Genomic DNA, 13,456 nt, shown 5'->3' with positions numbered 1-13,456 from the left:
CGAGGAATGCAGGAATTGCGTGGCCAGGCGGCCATCATCACCGGCGCCAGCCGGGGCATCGGCGCGGCGACGGCGCGTCTGTTCGGCGAAGCCGGGGTCGCGGTACTGCTGGCCGCGCGCTCGACCGGCGAGATCGAGGCGATCGCCGCCGAGATTCGCGGCAAGGGCGGCAAGGCCGAGGCCGTGGCATGCGACGTCGCCGATTACACCCCTGTTGCGGGTCTCGTGGATCGCTGCCGGGACACGTTCGGCCGGCTCGATATTCTTGTCAACAATGCCGGCGTCATCGAACCGATCGCCCGGTTGGGCGCGTCCGACCCGGCGGAATGGGACCGGGTCGTCGACATCAACTACAAGGGCGTCTATCACGGCCTCCGGGCGGCGATCCCGGTGATGGAGGCGCAGGGTTCCGGCGTCATCGTCAACCTCTCCTCGGGCGCGGCGACCGGCGCGCTCGAAGGCTGGAGCCACTATTGCTCGACCAAGGCGGCGGTGCTCTCCCTGACGCGCTGCGCCGACAAGGAATATCGCGAGAAGGGGATCCGCGTCTGCGGCCTGAGCCCGGGCACCGTCGCGACCGAAATGCAAGTCCTGATCAAGGCCTCCGGCATCAATCCGGTGAGCCAGCTCGACCCGTCCGTGCATATTCCCGCGGAATGGGTGGCGAAGGCGATCGCCTGGCTCTGCACCAAGGACGCCAGTGATATCGCGGGCGAGGACCTGGTGCTTCGCGAGCCGGAATCGCGACGGCGGATCGGCTTGCCGGTCTGACGGACAGTCTGTTTCCCGATCGGTGGTTTTCCGGACCGGCGCCGCGATTTATCTCTCCCGGTTAATCGTGGCGCCCCTGCCGCAGGAGAAAACCATGACCGTCACACGCCAGCCTGCCCTGTATATCTCGCACGGCGGCGGTCCCTGCTTCTGGATCGACTTCCCGCCGCCTTTCGGGCCCGGCGCCTTCGACGGCCTTGAGGCATACCTGGCCGGTATCGTCGAACGGCTGCCCGCCCGGCCCGAGGCATTCCTCGTGATATCCGCCCATTGGGAGGGCGCGATGCCGACCGTCGGCACAGCCCCGGCGCCGGGTATGCTGTTCGACTATTACGGCTTCCCGAAGATCACCTACGAACTCGATTACCCGGCGCCCGGCGCGCCGGCGATCGCGGCCGAGGCGCGGCGGCTGCTCGACGAGGCCGGCATTCGCAGCGCCGCCGACGGCGAGCGCGGTTTCGATCACGGCGTCTTCGTACCGTTCCTGATCATCGACCCCGACGCCGCCATTCCGGTCGTCACGCTCTCGCTGCGGCAGGATCTCGACCCGGCCGCCCATATCGCCATCGGCAGGGCGCTTGCGCCGCTTCGCGACCAGGGCGTTGCCATCGTCGGAAGCGGCAACAGCTACCACAATCTGCGCCTGTTCCATGACGGCGATGGCCGCCAGTCCCGCGCCTTCGACGACTGGCTGACGGCCACGGCAACCGCCGCGCCGCAGGCCCGGAACGCGGGGCTTACCGAGTGGGAGCGGGCGCCCTCTGCCCGCGTCTGCCATCCGCGCGAGGAGCATCTGCTGCCGCTCATGGTCGTGGCCGGAGCCGCGGGCGACGATATCGGCCGCCGCAGCTATGGCGAGCCGATCGGCGGCAAGCACATATCGTGCTTCGAATTCGGTTTCTGACGGTCGGGCGAATGCCTCAGCCCTGGCTTTTCGTGTCGTGCCCTGTTTTCGGCTCGCGGGTGCGCTTGCGGCGGGAGCCGAGCCAGCCGCGCCGGCGGAAGTAGTAGAGCAGCCCGCCCGCCGTCGCGAGCATCAGCAACAGGGACGCCGGATAGCCGTAGCGCCAGCCAAGCTCCGGCATGTTCCAGAGCGAGACAGTGCGATCGAAGTTCATGCCGTACAGGCTGGCAATGAAGCCGAGCGGGATGAAGATGGTGGCGATGATCGTCAGCACCTTCATGATGTCGTTGAGCCGGGTGCTCATGCTCGAGAGATAGACGTCGACAAGGCCCGAGGCGATCTCCCGATAGGTCTCGACGATATCCATCAACTGGACCGTGTGGTCATAGCAGTCGCGGAGATAGATCCGGGTCTGGTCGGTGATCAGCGGCGTCTCGTCGCGGATCAGGGTGTTGAGCATTTCCCGATGCGGCCAGATCGCCCGGCGGAGGTTCAGGAGGTCGCGTTTCATGTCGTGAAGGCGTTCGATCATGCCCGGTTCGGGCCGGGTAACCACCTCATCCTCCATCATCTCGAGCCGTTCGCCGAAATCCTCGAGCACCGGAAAGAAGGCGTCGATCACCGCATCGATCAGGGCATAGGCGAGATAGTCGCTGCCGGACTGGCGTATGCGGCCCCTGTGCTGGCGAATCCGCGCCCGTACCGGGTCGAGGCAGTCGCCCGGCCGCTCCTGGAAGGTGAGCACGAAATCGGCGCCGATGAAGATCGACACCTGCTCGGTTCTTGGCCGCGGCTCGGCGGCAACCATGCGCGTCGCAACGAAGATGTGATCCTCGTACTGATCCGCCTTGGGCCGCTGGTGCAGGTTGACGACATCCTCGAGCGCCAGGTCGTGCAGACCGAAAAGCTCACCGAGCGCCTTGATGAGCGCGATATCGGCGAGCCCGTCGACATTGACCCAGAGATTCGGCACCGTGCCCTTGAGCGCCTCGATGTCGGCGAGGCTGACATTGTCCCGCTCGATCAGGCGATCGTCGCCATATCCGAACAGGCTGACCTGCGAGCGGACCGCCTGCGGGTCGGCGATCAGGACGCCCGGCGAACTTCCGGGCGGGGCGCGGCGTCGACTCCTGAGCCCATTCCGCCGGCTGCTCACGGCCGTCTCCGCGTCGGAAGCCTGAAATTCCCGCCTTGTTGCCGCACGCTGCTACCGCTCCGCGCAATCGCCAGATATGAGCGCAATCCCGCCATCGGATTGCCCCGGGGCGGTCGCGACTCCCCTGCAACCTATCCCGCCGGCCACGGGGCGACAACTCGTTCGCCGGTTCGTTCCATGACAAGCCCCGCGTTCCCGCGAAAGTGGTTTCCGTTTCCGGGACTCGACCCGGCACCCTACATTTCGCTAGAAGAAGGCACCCCGGCAGGGCCGGAATCCGAATTCAATCAGCGTCGCCCCGGCGACAGAGAAGCGAGTGAACCCGATGCAAACCTATCCCAACGTACAGCTGCACATCGACGGCCAGTGGCGCGACGGTGTTGAGGGCAAGACGATCCCCGTCCTCGATCCGGCAACCGAAGAAGTTATCGGCCAGGTCGCGCATGCCACGCGGGACGATCTCGATGCCGCACTGGCCGCCGCCGACAAGGGCTTCCGCATCTGGCGTGAGACCTCGGCCCATGACCGCGCCAAGATCATGCGCAAGGCCGCCGGCCTGCTGCGCGAGCGGAAGGAGGCGATCGGCTGGATGATGACCCGCGAGCAGGGCAAGCCGCTCAACCAGGCGATCGGCGAGGTGCTCGGCGGTGTCGAGGTCATCGAGTGGTTCGCCGAGGAGGCCCGCCGCACCTATGGCCGGATCATCCCGGCGCGTGGCCGCGGCGTCACCCAGATGACGGTCAAGGTCCCGGTCGGCCCGGTCGCCGCCTTCACGCCGTGGAACTTCCCGATCAACCAGGTCGTGCGCAAGCTTTCCGCGGCGATCGCGACGGGCTGCTCGATCATCGTCAAGGCCCCGGAAGAGACCCCGGCCTCGCCGGCGGAACTGATCCGCGCCTTTGTCGATGCGGGCGTGCCCGACGGCGTCATCAACCTCGTCTACGGCGTTCCGGCGGAGATTTCCGAGTATCTGATCCCGCATCCGGTGATCCGGAAGATCTCCTTCACCGGCTCGACCCCGGTCGGCAAGCAGCTTGCCGCGCTCGCCGGCCAGCACATGAAGCGGGCGACGATGGAACTCGGCGGCCACGCGCCGGTGATGATCTTCGACGACGCCGATGTCGACAAGGCGATCAAGGTGATGGCCGCGACCAAGTTCCGCAATGCCGGCCAGGTCTGCGTCTCGCCGACCCGTTTCCTGGTCCAGGACGCGGTCGCCGACCGCTTCACCGAGGGCTTCGTCGCCGCCGCCAGCAAGACCCGCGTCGGCAACGGCCTCGACAAGGAAACCCAGATGGGTCCGCTCGCCAACGAGCGCCGCATCCCGGCCCTGCAGGGCTTCATCGCCGATGCGGTGCAGCAGGGCGGCGAACTCGCCTGCGGCGGTGAGCGGATCGGCAACAAGGGCTATTTCTTCCAGCCCACCGTGCTCGCCAATGTGCCCGTCGACGCGCGCGTGATGAACGAGGAGCCGTTCGGCCCGCTCGCCATCGTCAACCGCTTCACCGATTTCGACGAGGCGATCGCCGAGGCCAACCGGCTGCCCTTCGGTCTTGCGGCCTATGCCTTTACCGGCTCGGCCAAGACCCAGGAGGCGCTCGGCGCCAGTGTCGAGGCCGGCATGCTGACCATCAATCACGTCGGCCTGGCGCTGGCCGAGGTCCCGTTCGGCGGCGTGAAGGATTCCGGCTACGGCACCGAAGGCGGCGCCGACGCACTGGAGGCCTATCTCGACACCCGCTTCGTCACCCAGACCGGCTGACTGGCTGCAGCATGCGGCTTGCGAAAGGGCGTCCCTCGGGGCGCCCTTTTTTCTTTCGCAAGCCCGCCGGATTTGCGCTGACGCAATTCGCAGTTCGCGCGGTCGGACTATCCTTTTGCCGCGACACGACAATATTACCGGTTGAATTGCCGCTGGATGGCGCGCTCGGGCGTTCGCCGCCTGACCGGCGCCCGTTGCGGCTTCAGGATGAAGTCTTGGAGAAAGTCGATGTACACCACGGAAAGACGGCCATGAGCGCGGAATCAACGGCCGGACTGCGCCGGAGCCACGTCGCCGCGCCGGCGATCCTGACCCAGGGCTTCCGCCCCTTCTTCCTCGGCGCCGGGCTCTGGGCGATCCTCGCGATCGGGCTCTGGCTTGCCATGCTCGATGGTGCCGACCCGGCCGCTTCGGCCTTCCCGCCGCTTTCCTGGCATGCGCACGAGATGCTCTACGGTTATGCGACCGCCGTGCTTGCCGGATTCCTGCTGACCGCGATCCCGAACTGGACCGGCCGCCTGCCGCTCAGCGGGCTGCCGCTGTTCGGCCTTGTGTTCCTCTGGCTCGCCGGTCGCGTCGTCTTCCAGATCTCCGACTGGCTCGGCGCCGGTCCGACGGCGCTTGTCGACCTCGCCTTCCCGGTCGCCCTCGTACTTGTCGTCGGGCGCGAGATCCTGGCCGGGCGGAACTGGCGGAACCTGCCGATGGTCGTGGCCCTGCTGGTCCTGCTGATCGGCAACCTCGCCATGCATCTGGAGGCGGCCGGCGTCATGGATCTGGAGGGCGCCGGCTGGCGCCTCGGCCTCGCGGTCTTCACCCTGCTGATCGCCCTTGTCGGCGGCCGGATCGTGCCGAGTTTCACCCGCAACTGGCTCGCCAAGCGGGCTGGTTCGGCGCTTCCCGCGCCGTTCGGGATCGTCGACAAGGCGGCGTTGGCGACGACGATCCTCGCCATGGCCCTGTTCGTCGCGATCCCCGGCAGCCCCGTCTTCGGCTGGCTGGCCATCGTCGCGGCGCTCGCGCAGGTGGCCCGCGTCGCCCGCTGGCAGGGTAAGGCGACCGGGCCGGAAGCGCTGCTCTGGGTGCTCCATGTGGGCTATCTCTGGATCCCCGTCGGCCTGTTGCTGCTCGGTCTCGCCGCGATCCTGTCCGCCGTCCCGCAGAGCGCCGGCCTGCACGCGCTGGCCGTCGGCGCCGTCGGCACCATGACGCTCGCGGTGATGACCCGTGCGACGCTCGGCCACAGCGGGCGGCCACTGACCGCCGGGCGCGGCACGATCGTCGTCTATGTGGCAATCCTGCTCGCCGCCGTTACCCGCGTCGGCGCGGCATTGCTGCCCGACGCCTACGACCTCCTTCTGGCGGTCGCGGGCTGCGCCTGGATCGTTGCCTTTCTCGGCTTCGTCGTGCTCTACGGACCGCTCTTCGTGACCCGCCGCAAGGCCTAGAGGCTGTAGCTTTCCCTGACCCGTGCGGGGAACAGTTCGTCGAGCGCGATCCGGCGCGACGACAGGCCCTGCCGGTGATGGTGATCGAGGAACGCCTTGATGGTCTTCTCGTTGCCGGCGACGCCGTATGACCAGAAGTCCCGCCCCATGAGCCGCCTGGCCTCGGCCAGATGGTCCTCGACGAACGGCATCGTCACCTTGGTCGCCGAGGTATCGGACAGCATCTCCTCGGCAAACTGCTTCGACCGGGTGAAAGCCTTCATCAGCGCCCCGCCGAGGAAGGGATGGGCCTCGAACAGCTCCCGCCTGACGCCGAGCAGATGCATGATCGGAAAGATCCCGGTCTTTCGCCAGTAGGCGCTCGCCACCTCGACGCCGTTGCCGAACAGGCGGGCTACCTTCGGGTGGCCGTCGTCGAAGCACCTGAGCGAACGCGGCCCGATGAAGCCGTCGATCTCGCCGGCCGACAGGAGATCGTCGAGCGAGCGGTCGTCCGGGGCGTTGTCGATCCGGATCTCTGGCGGCAGTTCGACCTTGAGCTTCTCGGGACGGCCGGCGGTGTTCATTCCCCCGCGCACCCAGCGGATCTCGGCGGGGCGAACGCCGTACTCGTCCTCGAGCAGCGCACGGGCCCAGACATTCGCGCTGAGCTGGTACTCGGCGATGCCGATCGAACGGCCACGCAGATCGGCCGGGCTCTCGATCCCCTTGTCGGTGCGGATATAGATCGAGCTGTGCCGGAAGGCCCGCGACAGGAAGATCGGCAGAGCCTGATACTGCGAACGGTCCTGCGCCATGCTGACGAGCTGGCTCGCGAAAGAGACCTCGCTGATGTCGAAATCCTGGTGACGGAAAGCGCGGAAGAACATTTCCTCCGGCGACAACGCCATGAAGATCGGATCGACGCCGTCGATCTGCACCCGGCCGTCCAGCAGGGCGCGATTGCGGTCATAGTCGCCGATCGCGATCGAAAGCCTGAGCTTGCTCACATCATGTCTCCGTCTCGGGTTGGTCGAGGTTGGGATGATCGGGAACCGCGACCTGGTCGGCGAGCGGCAGCCAGCGGTCGGTGGCGGCGGCCTCAGGAATGCCGACGCAAACTGCCAGCGTCGCGTGCCCCCAGGCCGCGTCCTGGATCGCGGGCGGTCCGCCGCGCGCCATGTTCCACACCGCGTCGAGAACGGGCCAGCGCGGGCCCGCGCCTTCGGGCAGCGGCAGCGGCATCGTCGTCAGTCTCTCATCGTCATAAATCGTCAGTCCGCGCGGCGTAACAGCTATATCGGCGCCGTCCAGGCTGACGATCACCTGGCCGAAATGCTCGTTTTCCGGGGCCGCGTCGGGGATCGGCGCGAAGCCGAAGGTGCGGGCATTCTTGAGCGCAAGCTCGTCGGTCGATGCCAGCCCCTGGCGCAGTCGGTGGCGGGCGCCGAATGCCTGCTCCGGCGCCCGCGGCCAGCCAAGCTCGTCGATCCAGTCATGCAGCTCGTTGCTGTTGTAATGACCGTGTCCGGAATAGGTCAGGCTGGCGCTGGCGCCGCCACGGAAACGGAGGAGCGCGCTGTAGGCGGTCTCGCCCGGCCGCTCGGGATCCCAGTTTCCGGCGTTGGCCGAGACTGCCTGCGTCAGTCCGCCCGCCAGCAGCCGCACGATATCGACCTGATGCGCCCCCTGGCTGAAGACGACGCCGCCACCCCGGGCGCTGTCGAGTTCCTCCGGTCGTCGCGGGCGGTGCATGAAATCGGTATAGGTCGTCATCTGGACCAGTCGCACCTTGCCGAAGCGACCGCTGCGGATGAGATCGAGGCAGGCAAGCACCGGTGCATCGAAACTGTGCGCCGGGCCGACGATCACCCGCCCGCCCGTGCGGCACGCGGTCGCGACGATCCGGCGGCTTGCCTCGAGGCTCTCGGCGATCGGTTTCTCGAGCAGGACCTGCTTGCCGGCCTCGAGCGCGGCGCAGGCCTGGTCCGCGTGCAATTCGTGCGGACTGGCGACGTAGACGACCTCGACGGCGGGATCGGCGAGCATCGCGTCCAGGCTGTCATGACCGCCGCCGCCGAACGCATCCGTGAAAGCCCGCATGGCCTCTTCGCGGGGGTCGAACCCCCCGGCTAGGCGGAACCGCGCGTCCTTCAGCAGCGACGGCAGGGTCAGCATGAAGGCGCGGCCGAGCCCGGCGACGCCGATGCCGACCGGGCCAGCGCCGGACCCGCGCGGGCCGTCAGAGGTCGAGGACAAGCTTGCCCCCGCGCGCCCGTGAAACGCAGATCATCATCGAATTCTTGCGTTCCTGATCGGTCAGGACAAGATCGCGATGTTCCGGTTCGCCGGATACCACGCGCGTCCGACAGGTCCCGCAGGTCCCGCTCTCGCACGACGAACGGAGATCGAGCCCGGCGTCACGCAGCGTTTCGAGTACGCTCCGGTCCGCCGGGATGGTGATGACACGGCCCGACCGGGACAGCTCGACAGTGAATTCCCGATCGCCCTCGCGAACCGCGACCACGGGCAGGAAATCCTCGAAATGGACCTGGTGCACCGGCCAGTGTCCGCTCATGTCGCGTATGTCCTCCAGCATCGGCTTCGGGCCGCAGCAGTAGACATGGCGATCGTCGGCGGTCTCCAGCTCGGGCCAGAAGTCGTATATCGCGGCCGGATCGCCGCGATCATGATGCAGCAGGGTGCGCTCCGCCAGCCAGTTCTCCCCGACAACGTCGAGAAAGGCCGTCTCGGCCGGGCTGCGGGTGCAGTAGATCAGCCGGAACTCGACATCCCCGCGGCGCCGCAGCGACCGGCACATCGACATGATCGGCGTGATCCCGATACCGCCGGCGATGAACAGATAGCGCCCCGCCGGAACCAGTTCGAAATCGTTGCGCGGGGCGCCGATCTCCAGCATGTCGCCGGCGTCGAGCTTCTCGGCCATCGACAGCGATCCGCCTCGCCCCTCGCGCTCGATCTTCACACCGATCTCGTAATGGTCCCGTTCGGCCGGATCGTTGGCGAGCGAGTAGGTCCGCATCGCCCCGGACGGTGTGCGTACCGGGATATGAGCGCCCGGCGTGAAGGGGAGCATCGGCGGACCATTCGGCAATGCGAGCCGCATGACGCAGACATCGTTCGCCGCGATCCGCTTCTCCGTCACCAGAACCGGGGTGAGTTCCCCGCCTGCCGGCGCCGCCATGCCGTCCGTCTCGTTCATCCGTGGTATCTGCCGACCGTTCAATCTCCCGCAACACTGGACAACAGCGCCGCTTATGTCTAGAAATAATTAGATATCTAATTCATGTTAGAGGGCCGACATGCTGACGCCGCAGGAAAACGCTCTGCTATGCGAAGTCGAAGGCGACGCGCCGATGGGCGCCCTGATGCGTCGACACTGGATTCCGGCGTTGCTGTCGGAGGAGCTGGAAGTCGACGGCAAGCCCAGGCGGGTCCGCCTTCTCGGTGAGGATCTGGTCGCCTTCCGCGACAGCGACGGGAAGGTCGGCCTGATCGACGAGTTCTGCCCGCACCGGGGTCCATCGCTGGCCTATGCGCGGAACGAGAATTGCGGGTTGCGCTGCCTTTATCACGGCTGGAAGTTCGACGTCGCGGGCCGGATCGTCGAGATGCCGTCCGAGCCCGAGGGCAGCCCGCTGAAGGAGAAGACCCGGATCAAGGCCTATCCGGTCGAGGAATGCGGCGGCTTCGTCTGGGCCTACATGGGACCGCCGGAAAGCCGGCCCGCGTTCCAGCGCCCGCCATTCTCGCCGGTCGAGGGCACCCCGGTGTCGATCCTGAAGATCCGGATCCCCTGCAACTGGGCGCAGATCCAGGAGGGGCAGATCGATTCCGCCCATTCCTCGAACCTGCATTCCTCCGACATGGTGCCGGCCCGGGTCGCCGGCGCCGGCGCAACGGAAACCAACTGGACCCGCCCGTCGACCGACAAGTCACCGCGTATGCTGAGCCGCGAGACGCCCTACGGCTTCCGCTATGTCGCGTTGCGCCGGCCGATCCAGAATGCCCGCACGCACGACTATGCAAGGGTGACGGTCTATGTCGCGCCCTTCATTTCGCTGATCCCGCCGAACTCGTCCTACAACGTGGCAAGCATCAACGTGCCGGCCGACAATACCAGCACCTGGTTCTATTTCCTCGCGTGGGGCGGCGAGGACTGCGTCGATCAGGACACCTGGCGGGCCTTCAACCACGCCGTTCCGGGCGTCGACCTGAACGACGACTTCACGCCGCGACGGACTCTCGAGAACGACTTCATGCAGGATCGCGAGGCGATGCGGGCCGGCAACTTCACCGGAATCGACGGCATCCCCAACCAGGACATGTCGATGTGGGTGAGCATGGGCCCGATCACCGACCGCAGCACCGACCGGCTCGGCGGCAGCGATATTGCCGTCGTCGAGTTCCGGCGCCTGATGGTCGATGCCGTCCGCCGGTTCGCCGAGGGCAACGCGCCGGCGATCGGCACGACCGAACCCGGCATTCCCCACCGGGAGATCTCCTCGTTCGAAGGAATCGTCGAGAAGGGCCGCGACTGGCTCGAATTCGGCACCACCGAGGCGGAACGGGCGATACTTTCGGCGACGGCGCAGCGGGCCTCCTGAGGCGCCTCAGACGCGCTGGCCGAGGCTTCGCGTCGACGGCAGGCTCCGACCGGCGGCGAGCGCTGCCGCCTCGTCCTCGGCCAGATTCTTCACCATGCGCAGCAGACCGGTCCGGATGACCGCCATCGCGTCCGCGTCGACGCCGTCGGCGGCAATCCTGTTCACCTCCTCGGCAAGCGGGACAAGCTTCTCCTCGAGCGCCTTGCCCTCGTCGGTCAGGTAGATGAAATGCTTCCGCCGGTTGCCGTCCTTGCGCCGGCGGACGACATAGCCGAGTTCCTCCATCCGGATCAGCGCGGTATGGGTCGTCGGCTCCATCAGGCCGACCGTGATGGACAATTCGCGTTGCGTCACGCCGTCCTTCTTCCAGAGCGCGCGCAGGAACATCCAGTGCCCGAAGGAAACGTCGAAGTCCGCAAGCCGCAATTGCAGCGCGCGCGTGAAGCATCGCGACAGATCGCGAACCAGATGCGCGAGCCGGTCGCCGGGTCTGTCCCGCTCCCAATGCTCGAGGATCGCCAGTGTCGTGTTGTAGGCAGCCGCCGACTTGCCCGGCGGCGCGGGCCGTTCCGCCATCTTGCGCTCTCTATTCTCAGATGCCGCGCCACCCGGGCGCGATGCCGAACCAGTCGATCAACCGGCTCCAGGATTCACGTCCTAGCCATACAACCAGCCTGCGGCGGATGCCAGCAGGAAGGCGATCATCGGGCGGCGTAGCCGCCGTCGAGAGCCAGTTCGCTGCCGGTCATGAAGGCCGATTCATCGCTCGCAAGAAACAGCGCCCCGTTGGCGATCTCGTCCGGTTGCGCCATCCGGCCGAGCGGATTGCGGGTTCTTGCCGCCTCGCGATGCTGTTCACGGGTGAGGCCACGGGCAGCCAGGATATCATCGAACATGCCGGTTTCGGTGCCGCCCGGATGCAGCGAATTGCAGCGCACCGGATAGCCGAACTCCGCCGCCTCGACCGCGACCGCCTTCGAGAACAGCCGGACCCCGCCCTTGGTCATGGTGTAGATTCCGGACCGGGCGGTACCGACGAATCCGGCCGTCGACGAGACGTTGATCAGGGACGCCCACGGCAGGTTCGCCGGCCGCGACTTCATGTGCCGGATCGCCTCCCGGCAACCGAGGAAGACGCCCTTCAGATTGACCGCGACGACCCGCTCGAAGGCCGCGACGGTTGCATCCTCGAGCGCCTCGCCGTCGAACAGTCCAGCACAGTTCATCAGCACATCGACGCGTCCGAAGCGCGCCGCCCCGGCGGCAAAGGCATCCCGCCAGGCATCCTCGTCGCAAACGTCGAACGGGTGCGCGATCGCCGATCCGCCGGCCGATGCGATCGCCGCAGCGGTCTCCCGGCAGGCGTTCCCGTCGATATCGCAGGCGATGACATTCGCGCCCTCGGCCGCGAACAGGCGGGCGGAGGCGGCCCCGATGCCGCTACCCGCGCCGGTGATCAGGGCCGTCCGGTCCGCAAGCCTGCCGCTCATACCGGGAACCGTTCAGCCGTCCATTCGGTCAGCCGGGCCATCACGCCGTCCAGCGTCCGGTTGCCCTCGTCCGGCGTGGCCGGATCGAAATAGTGGAGCGCGTCGGGAATATCCCAGAGCGCCTTGTCGGACGCGCCGAGCGCCTCGTAGATCGTGCGGGAATGGGTAATCGGATAGATATCCAGATCGCGTGCGGCATGGATCACCAGCGCCGGCACGGTTACCGAGCCCGCTGTCTTCGGCACGCTCGCGTTCGACGACAGGCCGGACCACGTGGACAGCCAGCCGTCCGGCGACATGACGCGGGCGAAGCCGAAGCGCTGGAAATTCGCGAGATCCGGACGCGGACTGATCAGCGACCCGTAGCCGCGCGGCGACGGATCGAGGGAGTTGTCGGTATAGTGCAGGTTGGCCAACGTACGGTGAATCACCATGATCGGCTGATGGAGTTCGCGGCGCACGAAATGACGCTGCATGTCGGCGGACAGGTTCGCGAAGTCCGGCCCGGTGCAGACCGCGCCGGCGGCCTCGCCATCGTTCAGCATGTCATGCGCGATCGCGTCGAGCCGGCGGACGCGAGCGAGCTGCGCAGCCCGGAACCGGGTCACGAACTCGGGCGAGTAGCGGCTCCATTCCGGCGGCGGCGCGAAGCCGTTCCGGGGATCGTACATGTCGAGTTCGGGATCGGTCTTCAGCGGATCCTGTTCGTCGACCACCGACGGATCGATCACCTCGTTGATGATCAGCCCCTGGCCGATATGGGCCGCCATGTAGATCAGCGCGTCGCCCGGCGGCATCTCGGTCTTTTCGAGATAGGTGCGCTTCCCCCCCGGCGTCAGCGTGATGCGGCGCGACGGCGGCAGCACGGCCTGCTGCTGGTAGAAGGAGAACAACGAGCCGCCGCCGGAATTCCCGAGCAGGATGATCTTCTCGACCCCCTGCTGCTTCAGCCAGACCATGTAGGTCGCGATGTCCACGAGGATCTTCTCGTGGATGCAGTCCAAGTCGTTGTTCACGTAGCGGGGATTGGCGCCCAGGCAGGCATAGCCGGCCTTCAGGTAGCCGGGAAAGGCGTGGTGCTCCGAGAAGTCGACCCGCGGGTGCGAGGCGATCACCGCGACCTTCGGCGACGGGTTCGATTTCGGGGTCCAGTAGATACCCCGGAGCCGCGCCGTATCCGGGGCGTTGAGCGCGACCGGCCGGCCGACGGCGTAGCCGTCGACGCTCTCGCGCAGGCAGATCTTGGTGCCGCGCCAGTAGGATTTCGAAAACATTCCCTTGTCCGACACTGTCGTTCCCCGTTCCAGTCGTGCCTCGC

12 protein-coding genes are annotated in these 13,456 nt (G+C 67.0%); 5 read left to right on the top strand and 7 right to left on the bottom strand.

The window, feature by feature from the left end:
* Positions 1 to 6 precede the first annotated feature (6 nt).
* Together OCH7691_RS19570 and OCH7691_RS19565 are read left to right on the top strand one after the other, a co-directional pair.
* Entirely contained in the window at positions 7 to 771 is a 765-nt protein-coding gene (locus tag OCH7691_RS19570) for an SDR family oxidoreductase (protein ID WP_085885291.1), read from the top strand.
* 94 nt (positions 772 to 865) lie between these two features.
* Entirely contained in the window at positions 866 to 1,675 is an 810-nt protein-coding gene (locus tag OCH7691_RS19565; protein WP_085885447.1) for a DODA-type extradiol aromatic ring-opening family dioxygenase, read from the top strand.
* Between the two features lie 16 nt (positions 1,676 to 1,691).
* Here OCH7691_RS19565 and corA read toward each other — a convergent pair whose 3' ends face one another.
* The gene (gene corA, locus OCH7691_RS19560; protein WP_085885290.1) at positions 1,692 to 2,831 is read right to left on the bottom strand and encodes a magnesium/cobalt transporter CorA; all 1,140 of its coding nucleotides are present in this window, start codon (positions 2,829 to 2,831) and stop codon (positions 1,692 to 1,694) included.
* 325 nt (positions 2,832 to 3,156) lie between these two features.
* On the opposite strand from corA, the gene OCH7691_RS19555 reads away from it, so the two are divergent.
* Together OCH7691_RS19555 and OCH7691_RS19550 are read left to right on the top strand one after the other, a co-directional pair.
* Entirely contained in the window at positions 3,157 to 4,593 is a 1,437-nt protein-coding gene (locus OCH7691_RS19555; RefSeq protein ID WP_085885446.1) for an NAD-dependent succinate-semialdehyde dehydrogenase, read from the top strand.
* 251 nt (positions 4,594 to 4,844) lie between these two features.
* Complete coding sequence (locus OCH7691_RS19550) at positions 4,845 to 6,041, top strand: NnrS family protein (RefSeq protein ID WP_085885289.1); 1,197 nt, start codon at positions 4,845 to 4,847, stop codon at positions 6,039 to 6,041.
* Here the strand turns inward: OCH7691_RS19550 and OCH7691_RS19545 are convergent.
* The 3 genes from OCH7691_RS19545 to OCH7691_RS19535 are packed head-to-tail and all read right to left on the bottom strand — an operon-like array spanning position 6,038 to position 9,243.
* Positions 6,038 to 7,030, bottom strand: a complete 993-nt coding sequence (locus tag OCH7691_RS19545; protein ID WP_085885288.1) for a PhnD/SsuA/transferrin family substrate-binding protein — start codon at positions 7,028 to 7,030, stop codon at positions 6,038 to 6,040. The two genes, OCH7691_RS19550 and OCH7691_RS19545, sit on opposite strands and share 4 nt — an antisense overlap.
* A gap of 1 nt (position 7,031) precedes the next feature.
* Entirely contained in the window at positions 7,032 to 8,279 is a 1,248-nt protein-coding gene (locus OCH7691_RS19540; protein WP_217808160.1) for a Gfo/Idh/MocA family protein, read from the bottom strand.
* Positions 8,263 to 9,243, bottom strand: coding sequence for a PDR/VanB family oxidoreductase (locus OCH7691_RS19535; protein WP_085885287.1), 981 nt, complete (start codon positions 9,241 to 9,243; stop codon positions 8,263 to 8,265). The genes OCH7691_RS19540 and OCH7691_RS19535 overlap by 17 nt, the downstream gene beginning before the upstream one ends.
* A gap of 100 nt (positions 9,244 to 9,343) precedes the next feature.
* On the opposite strand from OCH7691_RS19535, the gene OCH7691_RS19530 reads away from it, so the two are divergent.
* The gene (locus tag OCH7691_RS19530; RefSeq protein WP_085885286.1) at positions 9,344 to 10,648 is read left to right on the top strand and encodes a Rieske 2Fe-2S domain-containing protein; all 1,305 of its coding nucleotides are present in this window, start codon (positions 9,344 to 9,346) and stop codon (positions 10,646 to 10,648) included.
* A gap of 6 nt (positions 10,649 to 10,654) precedes the next feature.
* Here OCH7691_RS19530 and OCH7691_RS19525 read toward each other — a convergent pair whose 3' ends face one another.
* From OCH7691_RS19525 to OCH7691_RS19515, 3 genes are all read right to left on the bottom strand, one after another.
* Positions 10,655 to 11,224, bottom strand: a complete 570-nt coding sequence (locus tag OCH7691_RS19525; protein WP_085885285.1) for a MarR family winged helix-turn-helix transcriptional regulator — start codon at positions 11,222 to 11,224, stop codon at positions 10,655 to 10,657.
* A gap of 125 nt (positions 11,225 to 11,349) precedes the next feature.
* A complete protein-coding gene (locus OCH7691_RS19520; protein ID WP_085885284.1) occupies positions 11,350 to 12,138 on the bottom strand; it encodes an SDR family NAD(P)-dependent oxidoreductase in 789 nt (262 codons plus the stop codon).
* Positions 12,135 to 13,412 (bottom strand): alpha/beta fold hydrolase, encoded by a 1,278-nt coding sequence (locus tag OCH7691_RS19515; RefSeq protein WP_217808159.1) that lies wholly within the window; start codon positions 13,410 to 13,412, stop codon positions 12,135 to 12,137. Before OCH7691_RS19515 ends, OCH7691_RS19520 begins: the two co-directional genes overlap by 4 nt.
* Positions 13,413 to 13,456: the final 44 nt, after the last annotated feature.

It is taken from the genome of Oceanibacterium hippocampi, from assembly GCF_900172325.1.
In the GTDB taxonomy this organism is placed as follows: Bacteria; Pseudomonadota; Alphaproteobacteria; order Sneathiellales; family Sneathiellaceae; genus Oceanibacterium; species Oceanibacterium hippocampi.
The sequence above is the reverse complement of the archived record's forward strand: the minus strand, read 5'-3'. Positions and strand labels throughout refer to the sequence as shown.

Coding starts and splice junctions, on each gene's coding strand:
- OCH7691_RS19570 (WP_085885291.1), top strand. CDS start 7: ATGCAGGAATTGCGTGGCCAGGCGGCCATCATCACCGGCGCCAGCCGG.
- OCH7691_RS19565 (WP_085885447.1), top strand. CDS start 866: ATGACCGTCACACGCCAGCCTGCCCTGTATATCTCGCACGGCGGCGGT.
- OCH7691_RS19555 (WP_085885446.1), top strand. CDS start 3,157: ATGCAAACCTATCCCAACGTACAGCTGCACATCGACGGCCAGTGGCGC.
- OCH7691_RS19550 (WP_085885289.1), top strand. CDS start 4,845: ATGAGCGCGGAATCAACGGCCGGACTGCGCCGGAGCCACGTCGCCGCG.
- OCH7691_RS19535 (WP_085885287.1), bottom strand. CDS start 9,243: ATGAACGAGACGGACGGCATGGCGGCGCCGGCAGGCGGGGAACTCACC.
- OCH7691_RS19530 (WP_085885286.1), top strand. CDS start 9,344: ATGCTGACGCCGCAGGAAAACGCTCTGCTATGCGAAGTCGAAGGCGAC.
- OCH7691_RS19525 (WP_085885285.1), bottom strand. CDS start 11,224: ATGGCGGAACGGCCCGCGCCGCCGGGCAAGTCGGCGGCTGCCTACAAC.
- OCH7691_RS19520 (WP_085885284.1), bottom strand. CDS start 12,138: ATGAGCGGCAGGCTTGCGGACCGGACGGCCCTGATCACCGGCGCGGGT.
- OCH7691_RS19515 (WP_217808159.1), bottom strand. CDS start 13,412: ATGTTTTCGAAATCCTACTGGCGCGGCACCAAGATCTGCCTGCGCGAG.